Source organism: Patescibacteria group bacterium (assembly GCA_023473585.1).
GTDB lineage: Bacteria > Patescibacteriota > Microgenomatia > JAMCYU01 > JAMCYU01 > JAMCYU01.
Map to the genome: position 1 here is coordinate 112,421 of JAMCYU010000004.1, position 15,359 is coordinate 127,779.

Annotated in this window: 15 protein-coding genes and 1 tRNA gene; 14 read left to right on the plus strand and 2 right to left on the minus strand. The window is 41.0% G+C overall.

Features of this window, described 5'->3' with window-relative positions; translation table 11 throughout:
- Nucleotides 1-4: 4 nt before the first annotated feature.
- The 12 genes from M1575_01640 to pheT all read left to right on the plus strand — a co-directional run bounded on the left by M1575_01640 (nt 5) and on the right by pheT (nt 10,086).
- A complete protein-coding gene (locus tag M1575_01640; protein MCL5095405.1) occupies nt 5-787 on the plus strand; it encodes a hypothetical protein in 783 nt (260 codons plus the stop codon).
- Complete coding sequence (locus M1575_01645) at nt 774-1,148, plus strand: hypothetical protein (GenBank protein MCL5095406.1); 375 nt, start codon at nt 774-776, stop codon at nt 1,146-1,148. Before M1575_01640 ends, M1575_01645 begins: the two co-directional genes overlap by 14 nt.
- Nucleotides 1,149-1,253: 105 nt before the next feature.
- A complete protein-coding gene (locus tag M1575_01650) occupies nt 1,254-2,405 on the plus strand; it encodes a replication-associated recombination protein A (protein ID MCL5095407.1) in 1,152 nt (383 codons plus the stop codon).
- 20 nt (nt 2,406-2,425) lie between these two features.
- Entirely contained in the window at nt 2,426-3,301 is an 876-nt protein-coding gene (locus tag M1575_01655; protein MCL5095408.1) for a hypothetical protein, read from the plus strand.
- 11 nt (nt 3,302-3,312) lie between these two features.
- Nucleotides 3,313-3,900: a DUF5660 domain-containing protein gene (locus M1575_01660; protein MCL5095409.1), complete on the plus strand. Its 588-nt coding sequence runs from the start codon at nt 3,313-3,315 to the stop codon at nt 3,898-3,900.
- Between the two features lie 46 nt (nt 3,901-3,946).
- Nucleotides 3,947-4,020, plus strand: a tRNA-Val gene (locus M1575_01665).
- A 3-nt stretch (nt 4,021-4,023) separates the two neighbouring features.
- Nucleotides 4,024-5,775 (plus strand): threonine--tRNA ligase, encoded by a 1,752-nt coding sequence (thrS, locus tag M1575_01670; GenBank protein MCL5095410.1) that lies wholly within the window; start codon nt 4,024-4,026, stop codon nt 5,773-5,775.
- A 32-nt stretch (nt 5,776-5,807) separates the two neighbouring features.
- A complete protein-coding gene (gene infC, locus M1575_01675) occupies nt 5,808-6,302 on the plus strand; it encodes a translation initiation factor IF-3 (GenBank protein MCL5095411.1) in 495 nt (164 codons plus the stop codon).
- Nucleotides 6,277-6,468: a 50S ribosomal protein L35 gene (rpmI, locus tag M1575_01680; GenBank protein ID MCL5095412.1), complete on the plus strand. Its 192-nt coding sequence runs from the start codon at nt 6,277-6,279 to the stop codon at nt 6,466-6,468. Before infC ends, rpmI begins: the two co-directional genes overlap by 26 nt.
- A gap of 152 nt (nt 6,469-6,620) precedes the next feature.
- Nucleotides 6,621-6,968, plus strand: coding sequence for a 50S ribosomal protein L20 (gene rplT, locus M1575_01685; GenBank protein ID MCL5095413.1), 348 nt, complete (start codon nt 6,621-6,623; stop codon nt 6,966-6,968).
- A gap of 73 nt (nt 6,969-7,041) precedes the next feature.
- A complete protein-coding gene (gene pheS / locus M1575_01690; GenBank protein MCL5095414.1) occupies nt 7,042-8,067 on the plus strand; it encodes a phenylalanine--tRNA ligase subunit alpha in 1,026 nt (341 codons plus the stop codon).
- A 3-nt stretch (nt 8,068-8,070) separates the two neighbouring features.
- Entirely contained in the window at nt 8,071-10,086 is a 2,016-nt protein-coding gene (gene pheT, locus M1575_01695) for a phenylalanine--tRNA ligase subunit beta (GenBank protein ID MCL5095415.1), read from the plus strand.
- Here pheT and M1575_01700 read toward each other — a convergent pair whose 3' ends face one another.
- Together M1575_01700 and M1575_01705 are read right to left on the minus strand one after the other, a co-directional pair.
- Complete coding sequence (locus M1575_01700) at nt 10,087-10,452, minus strand: hypothetical protein (protein ID MCL5095416.1); 366 nt, start codon at nt 10,450-10,452, stop codon at nt 10,087-10,089.
- A 62-nt stretch (nt 10,453-10,514) separates the two neighbouring features.
- Nucleotides 10,515-13,166: a PBP1A family penicillin-binding protein gene (locus M1575_01705; protein MCL5095417.1), complete on the minus strand. Its 2,652-nt coding sequence runs from the start codon at nt 13,164-13,166 to the stop codon at nt 10,515-10,517.
- A gap of 215 nt (nt 13,167-13,381) precedes the next feature.
- On the opposite strand from M1575_01705, the gene M1575_01710 reads away from it, so the two are divergent.
- Together M1575_01710 and tyrS are read left to right on the plus strand one after the other, a co-directional pair.
- The gene (locus M1575_01710) at nt 13,382-14,080 is read left to right on the plus strand and encodes an amino acid racemase (protein MCL5095418.1); all 699 of its coding nucleotides are present in this window, start codon (nt 13,382-13,384) and stop codon (nt 14,078-14,080) included.
- A 34-nt stretch (nt 14,081-14,114) separates the two neighbouring features.
- The gene (gene tyrS / locus M1575_01715; GenBank protein ID MCL5095419.1) at nt 14,115-15,338 is read left to right on the plus strand and encodes a tyrosine--tRNA ligase; all 1,224 of its coding nucleotides are present in this window, start codon (nt 14,115-14,117) and stop codon (nt 15,336-15,338) included.
- The last annotated feature ends 21 nt before the right edge of the window (nt 15,339-15,359 follow it).

Consider the following 15,359-nt stretch of genomic DNA (forward strand, 5'->3'; position numbering starts at 1 on the left):
ATTAATGAGAAAAGTTCTGCCCGTTTTCGTCTTGGTTTTCCTTCTCTTTTTCCCTTTTGTGACTTCTTCGGTTTTTGCTGATTTTGATAAAACCTACCAGACTTATATTTCTCAATATGACGAGTACCGGATAAGTTTGACTAATTTTTTAACGAGCAAAAATCGTTATCTCACGTACAAAACCTTGACGGCTCAAACCGAAGCTCTAACGGCCACCAAGGTTTTTCTTGAGGACCGCGACCAAACCCTAATTAATTTCATGACCATGATTTTGGAGAAAAATCCTTCGGAAAGTTTTAAAAAATTAATAAGTGATGAAATTGTCTTTTTTTCAGATCATAAAAAATTAGTTACCGCCGTCGCTTCTTTGGAAGACAGCGTTCAGGTTTCCGAAACTTTTACTAACCGTTTTCCCACCACTGAAGTTTTATTAAGGCAAACAATCGCCAATGTCTTGCTTTCTAAAGTAAAAAGTTTCGACGAACAAATCGTCGATCTTATGGCGCGCTTTGAAGAAAAAATTAATTTTCTTAAAAGTCAGGGAAAAGACGTTTCCACCCTGGAACGCTGGCTTTTAGAAACAAAAAACAAACAATTATTAGCTCACGAAAAACTAACCACAGCTCAATTGATGGCTGATCAATTTCAAACAAATAATAACCCCGCGAAGATCTCTGAAGATTTCAGAAAGGTTCAGGTTTTGATTTTTGAAGCCAATCAATATCTTAAGGAATCAACGGCTTATCTTCGGGAAATAAAGGAAGAACTCAAATATGGAAATTATTGAAAATAACATTCCTGGTCCGGAGGTAAATAATTCAGAAAAAATAAGATTAGATTTACATCCCGATCGGAAAAAAATCTTTATATTTTTAGGCTTAATTATCCTTATCGGCCTAATCGCCATCGGCAGCATCGCTCTTTTTTTTGTGAAAAAACCCGCGACGGAAATTTCTTCTTCGCCTAATCCTTCCGTTGAGGCAACACCAAGTGCTAAAAGAAATCTCTCGGCGATTGCGACCGACGCGGCTTTTTTAAAACTTGAGGAAGATCTTAATAATTTGGAAAAAAATATTGGCACCGTTGATCTGACGGAACCAAAACTGACGCTGCCGATTTTGGAAATGAAAATTAGTTTCGAAAAATAACATTCACCCTTAAGGCTAAATGTTTTCTTTGTTTCAACTCATCCCCGCCAGAGGCGGGGTATTCTTGAAACGCCAAATAAAAAGAGAAGTGTTATACTTGTCTCCATGTTAACGCCGTTAGCAGACAGGCTACGACCTAAAACTTTAGCTGACTTTGTCGGACAAGAACATTTAATTGGTCCACATGGCCTTCTTCGAAAAATGATTGATAGCGACCAGTTGGTTTCGATGATTTTTTGGGGACCTCCGGGTTCTGGTAAAACTACTTTAGCGCAAATTATCGCTAATGCGACAAAAAATCATTTTGTTATGTTCTCGGCCGTCACTAATAATTTGGCGGATCTAAGAAAGATTGTCGAAGAAACGAAAGAGAGATTAGACCAAAACCTACAAAAAACGGTTCTTTTTGTTGATGAAATTCATCGTTTTTCCAAGGCCCAACAGGATGCTTTTTTGCCGATTGTCGAAAAAGGAACGATTATTTTAATCGGCGCAACCACGGAGAATCCTTCTTTTGAAGTGATCGGCCCGCTTTTATCAAGATGTAAGGTTTTGTTATTAAATCAGTTAAACAACCAAGATTTGAGTATTATTTGTGAACGAGGACTAAAAGAACTCAAAATTAGCCTCAAAGACGATGCTAAAAACTTTTTGATCGAATTTGCCAATGGCGACGCCAGGGTTGTTCTTAATACCCTGGAAATTGCTAAAATCATTTCCCGTCAAAAAAAGATTAATTTATTAACCGTTCAGGAAGCATTACAGTCAAAACTTCTTTATGATCGTTTGGGAGAGGAACATTACAACACGATCAGTGCTTTTATTAAAAGCATGAGAGCCGGTAATGTTGATGCCAGCCTTTATTATCTGGCCAGAATGGTCGAGGCCGGTGAGGACCCGCTGTTTATTGCCCGAAGAATGGTAGTTTTTGCCTCCGAAGATGTGGCTTCTCCTACGGCCTTAGTTGTCGCCAATGCCGTCTTTGCGGCCTGTCAGCAAATTGGCTATCCGGAATGTCAGGAGAATCTGGCGGCCGGAACCGTTTATCTTGCCAAAGCTTCCAAAGACCGTTCCTCTTATAACGCTTACATGCAAGCTTTAAGTGATGTCAAAAGATACGGTAATCTTCCCATTCCTCTTAATCTTAGAAATGCCCCAACCAAGCTCATGAAGGAAATTGGGTATGGTAAGGGTTATGAACAATACACCAAAGAAGATTTATTTCCCGAGAAATTAAGGGGTAGGAAATACTTTTAAAAAATGTTATAATTCCCCCCATGACTATTGCCGTCAATAAGTTAGCCAACGGGACTATTGAATTAACGATCACCATTCCCTGGTCGGAGATTAAATCTGCCTATGATTTGGTCGTTGATGATCTGATTAAAGAGACTGAATTACCGGGCTTTCGAAAAGGAAAAGCCCCGCGAAACCTCGTGGAAGAAAAAATGGACAAGAGCAAAGTTTATGAGGAAGTTTTGAAAAAAATCGTGCCGCAATATTACGCGACGGCCATTAAACAAGAAAATCTTGCCCCCATTGTTTCCCCGCAAATAGAAATAATCGCCGCCAAAGAAAAAACCGACTGGCAATTTCGGGCCAAAACCTGTGAAAAACCAGAAGTTAAGTTGGGAAATTATCAGGAAGCGATCGCTTCTCTTAAAAAAGAAAAACAAACGAAAATCTGGGTCTCGGGCAAAGAAGAAAAACCGGAGAAACCCGCCGCTTTGACTCTCGATGAAATCGTTAAGGCCCTGCTTTCGGTTTGTCAGGTTCAAGTACCCGACCTTTTGATCGAAGACGAAGTCAATCGCATGCTTTCAAGACTGGTTGATCAAACGCAAAAACTTGGCCTAACCATTGAACAATACTTGGTTTCGCAAAATAAAACCTCGGAGAGTCTTCGCGAAGAATATAAATTTCAAGCGCAACAGACTTTAGCTCTAGAGTTTATTTTGGAAGCGATTGCCGATCAGGAAAAAGTTGAAGTCAACGATGCGGAAATTGAAAAAATTATTCAGGAAGTTAAAGACCCGAGAGAACAGGCCGCCTTAAAATCACAAAAATATTATTTAGCCACAATTTTGCGTCGACAAAAAACGCTGGAGAAATTAAGCGGCTCCCTTGACACTGCCTCTAAACCCATAGTATAATACGGCCGTTTATGGCTACGCCAAAGAAAAAACAGACCATCGGCAATAAAGATTCTGCTCTTGAGCAATTGCGTGATTTGGGTACGGATGTCGTCAAAAGTGCGCAAAGTGACCTCGTGGCCGGCGTGGCCGGTGGTATTCTCAACGATTTGTTTGCCCCAAAAAGTCAAGACTTAAAACCGAATCAGGAAGTTTTTGTCTCTTCAGAAACAACTTTGCGACCAAGACAACCGGAGGGACAAAGACCGGAGTTTGTTTTATTTACCGCCCAAGAAGCTAATTTGGCCCATGAAGTTGAGGCCGTCAGAACCGAACTGAAAAGAACCGTTGAGGAATTAAAGGCATTAAATACGGCCGTCATTGAAGTTGAGAAGGCTGTAGCTTTAACTCCTGTTAAAGCCGGCAAATATCATCTGTCCTTTTTCGGAAAGCTCCAAGCCATTTTAAGACTTTTCCGTCAGCAGGTTTCCGAATCCCGAGTTTGGTTGGAAGAGACCTTTGCGAAAAAAAGAAAGAAACAATATTGGTCCATGTTTAAAAAACACGGCACGACTTTCGGTTTATCTTCAGAAAGAGCTCTGGCCAGTCAAGCTGGTTAACTCTCCTTGAATAAATCTTTCTTTTCGGATAAAATTGTCTTATTAAGGGCGCATAGCTCAGTTGGCTAGAGCGTTGCATTGACATTGCAGAGGTCTCAGGTTCGAGTCCTGATGCGCCCACTCATGGATAATGATGATTTGAAAAAAATAAGACATTCCTGCGAGCACGTCTTAACTCAGGCCATGCTCAAACTTTACCCAAAGATTAAGATGGCTATGGGGCCGGCGACGGAAAACGGTTTTTATTTTGATTTTGACAGTCAAAAGATAAAAATTAACGAAGACGATTTAACGAGAATTGAAGAAGAGATGAGAAAAATCGCCAAAGCCGATCTTCCCATCAGACAGGAAAAAGTCACAGTTACCAAAGCCAGACAACTTTTTAAGGGAAATCCTTACAAACAAGAATGGCTTGATGAAATTGATAAAAGAAACGAAGAAGTCAGTCTTTACTGGACAGGTCAAGAATTTGTTGATCTTTGTTCGGGTCCTCATGTGTCTTCAACCGGAAAGATCGGTTATTTTAAACTCCTCTCCGTAGCCGGAGCTTATTGGCGCGGCGACGAAAAAAACAAAATGCTGACCCGTATTTATGGCACCAGTTTCGCAACTAAGGAGGAACTCGATTGTTATCTTTGGCAAATTGAAGAGGCGAAAAAAAGAGATCATCGCAAATTGGGCAAAGAATTGGGTTTGTTTATTCTCACCGACGAAGTTGGTCCGGGACTGATTATTTGGACGCCTAAAGGAGCCACTTTAAGAAGGGAAGTTGAAAATTTCATTATTGAAGAACAAACCAAAAGAGGTTATCAGCATGTCTATACACCGCATATCGGTAAAAAATCCTTATGGGTTACCTCGGGCCATTGGGATTTGTATCGAGACAAGATGTATGCCCCTATGAAAATTGACAACGAAGATTATTTAGTGAAACCCATGAATTGTCCGATGCACATGATGGTTTATAAAAGCCAACTGCGAAGTTATAAAGACCTACCCGTGCGCCTTGCCGAAAATGCCACGGTTTATCGTTACGAACAAACCGGAGAACTTTCCGGCATGGTCAGAGTTCGCTATATCACTCAGGACGATGCCCATCTTTTTTGCCGGGAAGATCAGGTTATTCAAGAGTTCGTCGGTGTCGTTGATTACATTATGTTTCTTTTGAAAACATTTCAAATTAATGACTTTTACTTAAGACTCTCTTTAAGAGATCCCAAAAATAAAGACAAATATCTGGGAAATGACGAGATTTGGCAAGAAGCCGAAACGAAAATCGAAGAGGCGGTTAAAAAAACAGGTTTAACCCCCAAAAAAGCCGAAGGAGAAGCGGCTTTTTACGGACCAAAACTGGATGTCATGGTTAAAGATTCCTTGGGCCGGGAGTGGCAGTGCGGCACGGTTCAGGTTGATTTTATGCTGCCCGAAAGGTTTAATCTTGAGTATGTTGATAGGGATGGTCAGAAGAAAAGACCGGTTTTAATTCATCGGGCCCCCCTGGGAGCCCTAGAGAGATGGGTTGGCCTTTTGATTGAACACTACGCCGGTAATTTCCCCCTTTGGCTTTCTCCAGTGCAGGTTACCATTATTCCCATTGCCGAAAGACATGCAGATTACGCCTCTGAGGTTAAAAAACTTCTTGCCGAACAAAAAATTCGCGTGGAAATTGACGACCGCAACGAAACAATGCAGGCTAAAGTGAGGGAAGCGACTTTACAAAAAGTTCCGTATATGGTAATAATAGGGGATAAGGAAGCGAAAAACAAAACGATTGCGGTCCGAACCAGAAAGGGCCAGGACCAAGGAGAGACAGAATTAAATAAATTTATCTTAAAAATCGCGGAGGAAATAAAATCCAAAAGTATTACCGACTAAATCAATATATCTTATCACCGAAGTTACGCGTTTTGGACGAAAAGGGTAAGCAAATCGGTGTTTTGACTAAAGACGAAGCCCTACAAAAGGCCAGAGACTTAGAACTTGATTTGGTGGAGTTTGCTCCTAACGCCCAACCGCCGGTGGCTAAAATTATTGATTTTAAAAAATTTCGGTACCTGGAAAATAAAAGGGATCAAGAAATAAAGAAAAAAACCCATGAGGTTGAAGTTAAAGAAATCAGATTAAGACCGTTTATAGGCAACCACGATTTTGAAGTCAGGGTTAAACAAGCCGAAGGGTTTATTAAGGAAGGAAATCGTCTCAAAGTTGTCGTTAAATTTCAGGGAAGAGAATTCACCAAAAAAGAATTCGGGTTTAATATTATTAAAAAATTTACGGAGGCATTGGCCAAAGTGGCCGAACCTCAAGGGTTAGTTCATTTTGAGGGACGGGCTTTAATCTCGCACTTTGCACCGGTGAAACAAGCATATGCCAAAAATGAAGACGAAAAAAGTCGTCAGTAAAAGATTTAAAATTACCAAAAACGGGAAAATCATTCGCGGCCGACAAATGGGTCGGCATTTAAGAATTAACAAAAATAAAACCCATCAGCGCCGTTTAAAAGAACCGGGGAAAGTTGCCGGCAAATTAGCTAAATCCGTCAGAAGATTTTTACCGTATGGGCAATAAATCAAATATTAATTATCGGCAAACTAATTCCAGCCGATCGGCTAATAAATCGGCAGTAAGTTTTGGCCATTTCCAAAGAATGGCGCCTTTTACCAAGGTCAAGGATTTTTTTACCAAATTTAATCTTAAGAATAAAGGAGGCTTCTAAACCTATGGCACGAGTAAAAAGAGGCACGATCAGCCGCCAACGTCATAAAAAGATTTTTGAGCTTAATAAGGGTTACCGGATGACCCGCCGAAGACTGATTAAGGTCGCTTCGGAATCGGCTCTCCATGCGGGAGAGTATGCTTTTGCCGGCCGAAAAAATAAAAAAAGAGACCTTCGCCGTTTGTTTATAACCAGAATTAACGGCGCTTGCGAAAATCTTGGCCTTTCTTACAGTCAATTCATCGCCGGTTTAAAAAAGGCAAAGATTACTCTTGACCGAAAAATTTTAGCCGAATTAGTAAGTTCTGATTTTGAGACTTTTAAAAAGGTGGTCGAAAAGGCCAGGGCTTAAAAATTTTGGCCCTCCTTCGACCACTTAACCTACGTTAGACGAACGTAGGTTTTTTGTTGTAAAATAGTAAAGTATGGAAGAAAAATTAATGGCTCTTAAAAACGAGGCAATCGCCATCATCTGGCAAACCAAAGATTTGGCTGACTTGGAAAATTTACGAATAAAATACTTTGGAAAAAACGGTGAGTTAACCAACACCCTTAGAGAGTTGCCTAAACTTGAAATTACCGAACGCCGGCGCTTGGGGGTTTTGGCCAATGACGTTAAAACCGCAATCGAACACGCCATAACTGAAACTAAGGAAAAAATTTTAGGAGAAGAAAAGAAAGAGGAATGGTTTGACGTCACTAAACCCGGCTTCAAATTTCCCTTGGGCCATCTTCATCTTATTTCCCAAACGATTGCGGAAATTGACCTCATTTTTGCAAAAATCGGCTTTACCAGAGTGGCTTATCCTGAGGTCGAATGGGACTGGTACGCTTTTGAGGGTTTAAATATGAGCCAAAACCATCCGGCCAGGGACGAATGGGAAACTTTTTTTATTGAAAATTTGTTTCATCAAAAATACGGCGTCGGTCTTTTAACGCCTCACACGTCTTCGGGGCAACTTCGGGAAATGGAGAGAAAGAAAAAACCACCGATAAGGATGCTCAATATCGCCAAATGTTACCGACGACAATCGGATGTTTCTCATGCCCCCATGTTTTATCAGTTTGAGGGTTTAGTTGTTGATCAAAACATTAATATCACCCATCTTAAGGGAACCTTGGATTATTTTGTCAAAGAATTTTTTGGAAAGACTAGGAAAACGAGGATTCGTCCCTTTCATTTTCAATTTACCGAACCTTCTTTTGAAGTTGACGTCACCTGTATGGTTTGTCAGGGAAAGGGTTGCCGAGCCTGTAAAGAGGGTTGGATGGAAATAGGGGGCGCGGGAATGGTTCATCCGACGGTTTTGCGAAACGGCGGTTTTAATCCCAAACTTTATAGCGGTTTTGCTTTCGGTTGGGGAGTCGAAAGGGTTCTGATGATGAAATACGGCATTCCCGATATCAGACTTTTATTTAACGGCGACTTACGATTTTTAAACCAATTTTAAGATATGAATATTTTGATCAGTGACTCATGGTTAAGGGATTTTCTTAAAACTAAAGCTACGGCTTACGAAATCGGGCAGTCTCTGTCTTTATGCAGTCAATCGGTCGAAAGAATTAAAAAAGTTGGTCATGATTTTCTTTATGATATTGAAATCACGACCAACCGGCCGGATTGTTTTTCCGTTTATGGTCTGGCCAGAGAATTGGCGGCCATCCTCCCAAGATTTAACTTTCCGGCAAAATTCAACGCAGGGGAAGTAGCTAAAATTCAAGAACCTGAAGGAAAAAATGCTTTGCCCCTGGAGGTTAAAATTACCGACCCAAATTTATGTCCGAGATTTACGGCTCTCATTTTTGAAATCCCAAAACTTGGCCCCTCACCAAAGATTGTCCAGGAAAGGTTAGAAAAAGCGGGCATAAGAGCCCTAAATAATGTCGTCGACATCTCCAATTATCTGATGATTGAACTTGGCCAGCCAATGCATACTTTTGATTACGACAAAATTAAAGGGGCTAAAATGACTCTTCGCTCAACCCAAAAGGAAGAAAAAATTACAACTTTGGATAAACAAACAAGAATCCTGCCTAAGGAAACAATCATTATTGAAGACGGGGAAGAAAGAATTATCGACCTTTGCGGGATTATGGGAGCTTATAATTCCGCGGTTGATGAAAAAACCCGAAGGGTTCTTCTCTTTGTGCAAACTTATGATCCCGCCAGAATCCGCCGCACCTGTCAACTTTTAGGTTTCCGAACCGAAGCCGCCTCAAGGTTTGAAAAAGGAGTTGATCCTGAAAGTGTTCCTTTAGCTATTGGCAAAGCCCTAAAGATGTTTGAGGAAAATTGCCAGGCTAAAATCGTGAGCCGCTTAATTGATCTTTATCCTAAAAAGCAAAAAGTGAAAAAAGTTCGGCTGGACCTGACTTTACTTGCAAGAATCATGGGTCTAGAAATTCCTAAAAAGGAAATTACGGAAATCCTCGAATCTTTAGGCTTTCTCCTCAAAATGAATGATCCCTCACTTATAACGGCGACGGTTCCTCACTGGCGCTATCAGGATATTTCCATTCCCGAGGACTTAATTGAGGAAGTTGCCAGAATTTACGGTTACAACCGACTCCCGAATACTCCTTTGCCGGTTCTTGCTGACAACGAAAGCCAGGAAAAATTTTTCTGGGAGGGAAGCATCAAAACAGCTTTGAAGTATTGGGGGTTTACCGAAATTACCAATTATTCCCTAATCGATGAGAACTCGTTAAAAAAAGTTAATCTTGAACCTTGTGATTATTTGAAAATTGCCAATCCCTTAACCGAAGACCTCCTCTATTTAAGACCAAGTCTTCTGCCCTCGCTTCTGCGGATTATTTCTCAAAATCAAGCTAATTTTTCGGCCATGAGAATTTTTGAAATCGCTAATGTTTATCTGCCACAAGGAGAAAATCATTTACCGGATGAAATTAAAATGTTTTCAGGGCTTTATACCGGTCATGATTTTTTTGCTCTTAAAGGACTTCTTGAAAATCTTTTGGAGAATTTAGGGATAACCGATTATCAATTTGCAACTTCGTTGCCAACGACGAGCATTTTTAATTCCCAAAAAACAGCCGAAATCTTAATCAAAGGCAAGTCAATCGGCCTTTTGGGAGAGATTAACCAAAAAATCTCACATTCTTTTTCTGTAACTTCAAAATTAATCGGTTTTGATATCGAACTTGAGTCTTTAATAAAAAACGCGACAAAAATAAAAAAATATCAACCGCTTATTTCTTTTCCTCCCATTATCGAGGATCTTTCTTTTGTCATTAAAAATAAAATTGAGGTGGCCAAAATAATCGTGGCCATTAAGTCCGTTGATAGATTAATTACCCAGGTTGATTTCCTGGGCAGTTTTGAAGACACCCAAACGTTTCGAATCAGTTATCAATCAAGAACCAAAACCTTACAAAGCCAGGAAGCAGAAAAAATAAGAAACAAAATTATAAACGAAATCAAACAAAAATTCGGCGCTTATCTTAAATAATTAATAATTGGCGATTTTGGAACGCTGTTTTTCCGTTTGCCCCCTAACAAAAGAGGCAATCTCACTTAAAAGTCTTCCTTCCCGATTTTCCAATTCCCGAAAATCCTGATTATTATCTAAACCCCTGAAGATTCTTGAAGCTCTCTTGGTGCTGCCCTCGGCGATTTTTCTTTGGGCACGATAATAACCTCTTAAAAGCCGTAGCTCTCTTGGATCAAAATTTGAAAGCTGGCAATAGCCAATCACTTCGGCCCACCCGGGAATAAAACCGTTCTTTTTGTACGGGGGAAGTTCACAAAATTTTCTTTCGGTATCGGGCAAAGGTATGGTGGTGTTTTTTAATCGATCCTGCGCTTCAAGTGTCATGGTTTTAACTTGAACTTATTCTAACACAAAAGTCAAACGCTTGACGATTTTAGGGTAAGGAGTTAAAGCGGGGACGGCGTCGGCGCCGGGGTGGGGACAGGGGTCGGCGTCGGCGCCGCCCAATCCCAGGGAACAAAAACACCAAATTTAATTTCCGCATCAGAAGCGTTGCCTTTGGAATCCTGGGCTTTAATTTTAAGAGTGTGTGTTCCTTTAGCCATGTTTATTCTTTCGGAAAATTTATTGGTGGAAAGCGTCCGATTGACTAAACCATCAATAATTATTTCCAGTTTGACAATTTCTCCAACCGCCGAATAAGCTTCGGTTTCAACCAAGACATCATTGTCGTTTATCTGCGACCGATCGCCGGGACTCTTAATTTTGACAATGGCTCGATCAAGTTTATCCTGCGAAGTTTCTTTCGGGGGATGATATTTGCTGTCGGTATTTGAAGCTAACCAAGCGTCAATGCCCTCCTGCCAGCGATTTTTCCCGTCGGTTGAGACCGGGTCCTGTTCAGTTAAGACAATAAAGTCTTTCTCCTCGTATTCTCCCATGGCAATTTCACTTTGATTAGCTAATTTACCATTATTTTTGGAAATTTTAAGTTTTTGATAAATTGCGGCTGGCTGTGTCGGTTCGGTACCGGAGATAAAATATTCACTTCTGGTCGGAAAACCCTCTTTAGGCAACCCTCCACCAAAAGCATCGATCGTTGAGGCAACAACATTTGCGGGAACGATAGGTGGCTCGTCCGGTTTATCTTTTAAAATAAAGCGCATAATTTTATTCCAAATTGGCGCGGCGCCGGTAACCCCGGAAGCCAAAGAAGGATGCATGGCCGAATTATCGTTATTGCCAACCCACACGCCAACCACAAAACTGGGAGTAAAACCAACAGTCCAATTGTCTTTTTTATCATCGGTCGTTCCGGTCTTGACCGAGACGGTTTTCCCCGGCACAACCAACCAGGAACTTGGACCAAAAATTTCTTTTCTGGCTTCATTGTCTAAAAGAATATGAGAAATTAAAAAAGAGACTTCCGGTGACAAAACTTTTTGTCCGGAGGTCGGTTTCGTTTCGAAAAGAGTTTTACCGCGCGAATCCTGAACTTTAAGAATAGAGGTCGGTTCATGCCGAACGCCGCTTTGGCCAAAAACGCCGAAAGCGCTGGTTAGATCTAAAAGCTTAACTTCGCCGCCACCAAGGGTTAAAGCCAAACCGAAACGGCTCAAGTTTTCATTCGTCGGCTGAAGCGTTGTCAACCCCATATCATAAGCGGTCACTAAAGCTTCTTTAACCCCGACCATCGCCAACATCTTAACGGCCGCAATGTTAATTGAATTAGCCAAAGCAAATCTGACCTGAACCGGACCTCTGAATTTCCCGTCATAATTTTTAGGAATATAGTCGGGCTTATTCTCGCCACCAGGGAAATGAGTTTCCGTATCCATTAAAAGCGTGGCCGGTGTGTATCCTTTCTGAAAAGCGGTCGCGTAAATAATCGGTTTAATCGCCGAGCCCGGCTGGCGCAATCCCTGGGTCACGACGTTAAATTTAAAACCAGAAGAATCCGTCGCATTATAGTCCTTAGAACCAACCATCGCCAAAATCTGACCGGTTTTAGGATCCAAAACCGCGGCGGCGCCGTTGGTGACCTTAAGACTTTTAAGTTTCCCAATCTCTTCCTTGACGATTTTTTCCGCCTCTTCCTGAATCTTCCAATCTAGTGTCGTTGTGACTTTAAGACCGCCCTGTTCGATCATCTTCTCGCCGAATTGGGCAATCAATTTTTCCTTAACGTACATGACAAAATGAGGCGCCCGAAAATTGGTATCGGTTTCAGAAAACTTAACGTTAGTAATGTCTTTTTTGGCCTGTTCTTCCTGATCTTTTGAGATATAACCGTCCTCACGCATTCTTCGCAAAACCTGTCCGGTCCGCCAAATATAGGCCTTAGGATCCGAACCGAAAAGGGGAGAGTATTTGGTCGGCGCGTTCGGCAGTCCGGCCAAAATGACCGACTCTAAAAAACTTAAATCTTTGGTGTGTTTGCCAAAATAGGTTTGGGAGGCTGTCTCGACCCCCCAAGCCGTCCCGCCATAGGGAGCCTCGTTTAAATACATCTGCAAAATCTCGTCTTTGGAATATTTTCTTTCAATCTGAATCGCCAAAATAAACTCTTTAATTTTCCGAGGCAAGGTCCGTTCGCTTGTTAACAAGACGTTTTTCACCAGCTGTTGAGTTAAGGTCGAACCGCCCTGAAGGTTTCTAAAAACAAAGATGTTAACCAAGGCCCTCCCCATACCGCTAAAGGAAAAACCCTGATGTTTATAAAATTCTTTATCCTCAATGGCCACGGTCGCCTGACGCAAAGATTGGGGCATATCGGCAAAAGAAACCGGAACCCGATTTTGATCCCCGTAAATGTCGTATAAAACCTCGCCGTTTTTGTCGGTAATAACCGTTGATAAACCTTCAACCCGATGAACCTTATCCGGACGGGGCAAATCTTTACTGTACCAGGCAAAAAGGAAAACCACGAAAAAAACTAAAGCCAAACTTCCCAAAAGAACCAGGGTGCTTAACTGCGACCAGCGCTTGATCCGTTCCAGTCTTGAAGAAGAACCGAAATGGGAGCGTTTCCAGCGTTTTTCCTGAAAAACATCAAGCATATCTTCACTTGGAGAAATTTTGGTTTCGATTTTCTCCATTCTTTAAGTTTATCAGAACAAGGCTCTATTTGACAAGTCAAAAAGCAATCGGTATAATTAAACCCATGTTGTCAACCACCCAAACTCTTTTTTGGTTTTATTATACCTTCCAAAAAGGGAGGTTGGTTGACGTGGTTATAGAACACTAAACATTAATCATTAAATTAAAACCAGCCTCCCAAAAAGGGAGGTTTTTTTGTGGAAAAAGGAGAATTATGAAAACAGCTGGAATTATCGGTGGTTTTGGACCGGAGACAACGACTAAGTTTCAACTAGAAATAGTTGAGATTTTTCGTGCTTTAAAGATCAAAGAAAGACCAGCTCTTCTAATTTGGCAAACACCTATCCCCGTAAAAATTGAACAAAGAATGATTCTTCAGGGCCAGGGAATCTCAAAATTTTTACCTTTTTTAATTGACGGGGCTCAAAAATTAGAAAATGGTGGGGCTGATTTTTTGGTTCTACCGTGCAATACGTTGCACATCTTAATTGATGACTTACGGAAATCAATTAATCTTCCGCTTATAAACCTTATTGAAGAAACGGCCAAAGACCTGGTTCGCAAAAAAATTAAAAGCATCGGGATCCTTGGAAGCCAAGAAACAATCAAAAGCCGTCTGCATCAGCAATTATTATCTAGAAAAGGAATCATTCCCATCTTGCCAAACGAAAACGAACAAAAGTTAATTAATAAAGTCATTAGCCAAATCCTGACTAATAAAAACTTAAGCGAAACCGAAAAGACCTTAAGAAGAGTAGTTAAAAACCTAGAGGCTAGGGGAACGAAAAACATTCTCCTGGCCTGCACCGATTTACAACTTGTTTTCCCCAAAATAAAAGGCATTGAAATCCACGATACATTGTCGATTTTAGCCCAAGCAACCGCAAGAGAAATTCTTAAAAAGAAGCTTTAATTTAAAAGGAGTTTGATTTATAATGAATTTATCTATGGACAACATTGACGAACTTTTAACCAGGGGGGTAGAGAAAATATACCCTTCCAAAGAAGCTCTTGAAACCGTTTTGAGAACCGGGAAAAAATTGCGGATCTATCAGGGCTTTGACCCAACCGCCCCGGAATTACATCTCGGCCACATGATCGGTTTAAGAAAACTTCGCCAATGGCAAGACCTGGGACACGAAGTTATCTTCTTAATCGGTGACTTTACCGGGATGATTGGCGACCCGTCCGGAAAAGATAAAACCCGTATCCCCCTAACCCGTGAACAGGTTTTATTAAATGCCAAAACCTATCAAGAACAAGCGAGAAGAGTTCTGCGTTTTAGCGGAGAAAATCCGGTCCAACTTAAATTTAACAGCACCTGGTTGGGCAAATTATCGGCAGAAGAACTTTTAAGATTAACCTCAAACTTAACCTATCAACAGGTTATTGAAAGAGATATGTTCCAAAAGCGGCTTGAGAAAAAGATGGATATTTCGCTCGTTGAATTTTTCTATCCCTTCATGCAGGGATACGATTCGGTCGCTATGGATATTGACGTGGAAGTTGGAGGCAGCGATCAATTATTTAACATGATGACCGGACGAGACCTGATGCGTAAATTAAAAAAGAAAGAAAAATTCGTGATGACAACGCCTCTTTTGACGGATTCTTCCGGCCGTAAAATTGGCAAAACCACAGGCAATATTATTACCCTAACGGCGCCTGCCAATGACTTTTACGGCCTGATTATGAGTTTGGGAGATGACGTGATCGTCAGGTGTTTTGAATACTTAACGGATTTACCCTTGGATGAAGTCAATGAAATTAGGGAAAAAATCAAAAAGGGCGAAAACCCTATGGTTTACAAGAAAAAGCTCGCCCGCAAACTCACGGCCATGCTAAATAGCGAGGCATCGGCCGAAGAAGCAGAAAAGGAATTCGAAAGAGTCCACCAGAAAGGGCAGATTCCAGAACAAGTCTCCATATTTAAACTCTCAAACAAGATAACTGACTTTTATGATTTGTTAGTTAAAAGTCAGATAGCGAGTTCTAGGGGAGAAGCTAAAAGACTTATCGAACAAAGGGCAATTAAAGTTAACGGTAAAACTGTTAAAAACAGTTGGGATTATAAAATCTCACAGGGGACAATTATGGAGAATTCTCAACCTATTACCGGAGGGATCACTATCCAGAAGGGACCCACAAAATTTATTAAAATAGAATCTTAACGATGAATAAATTCAGAAAAT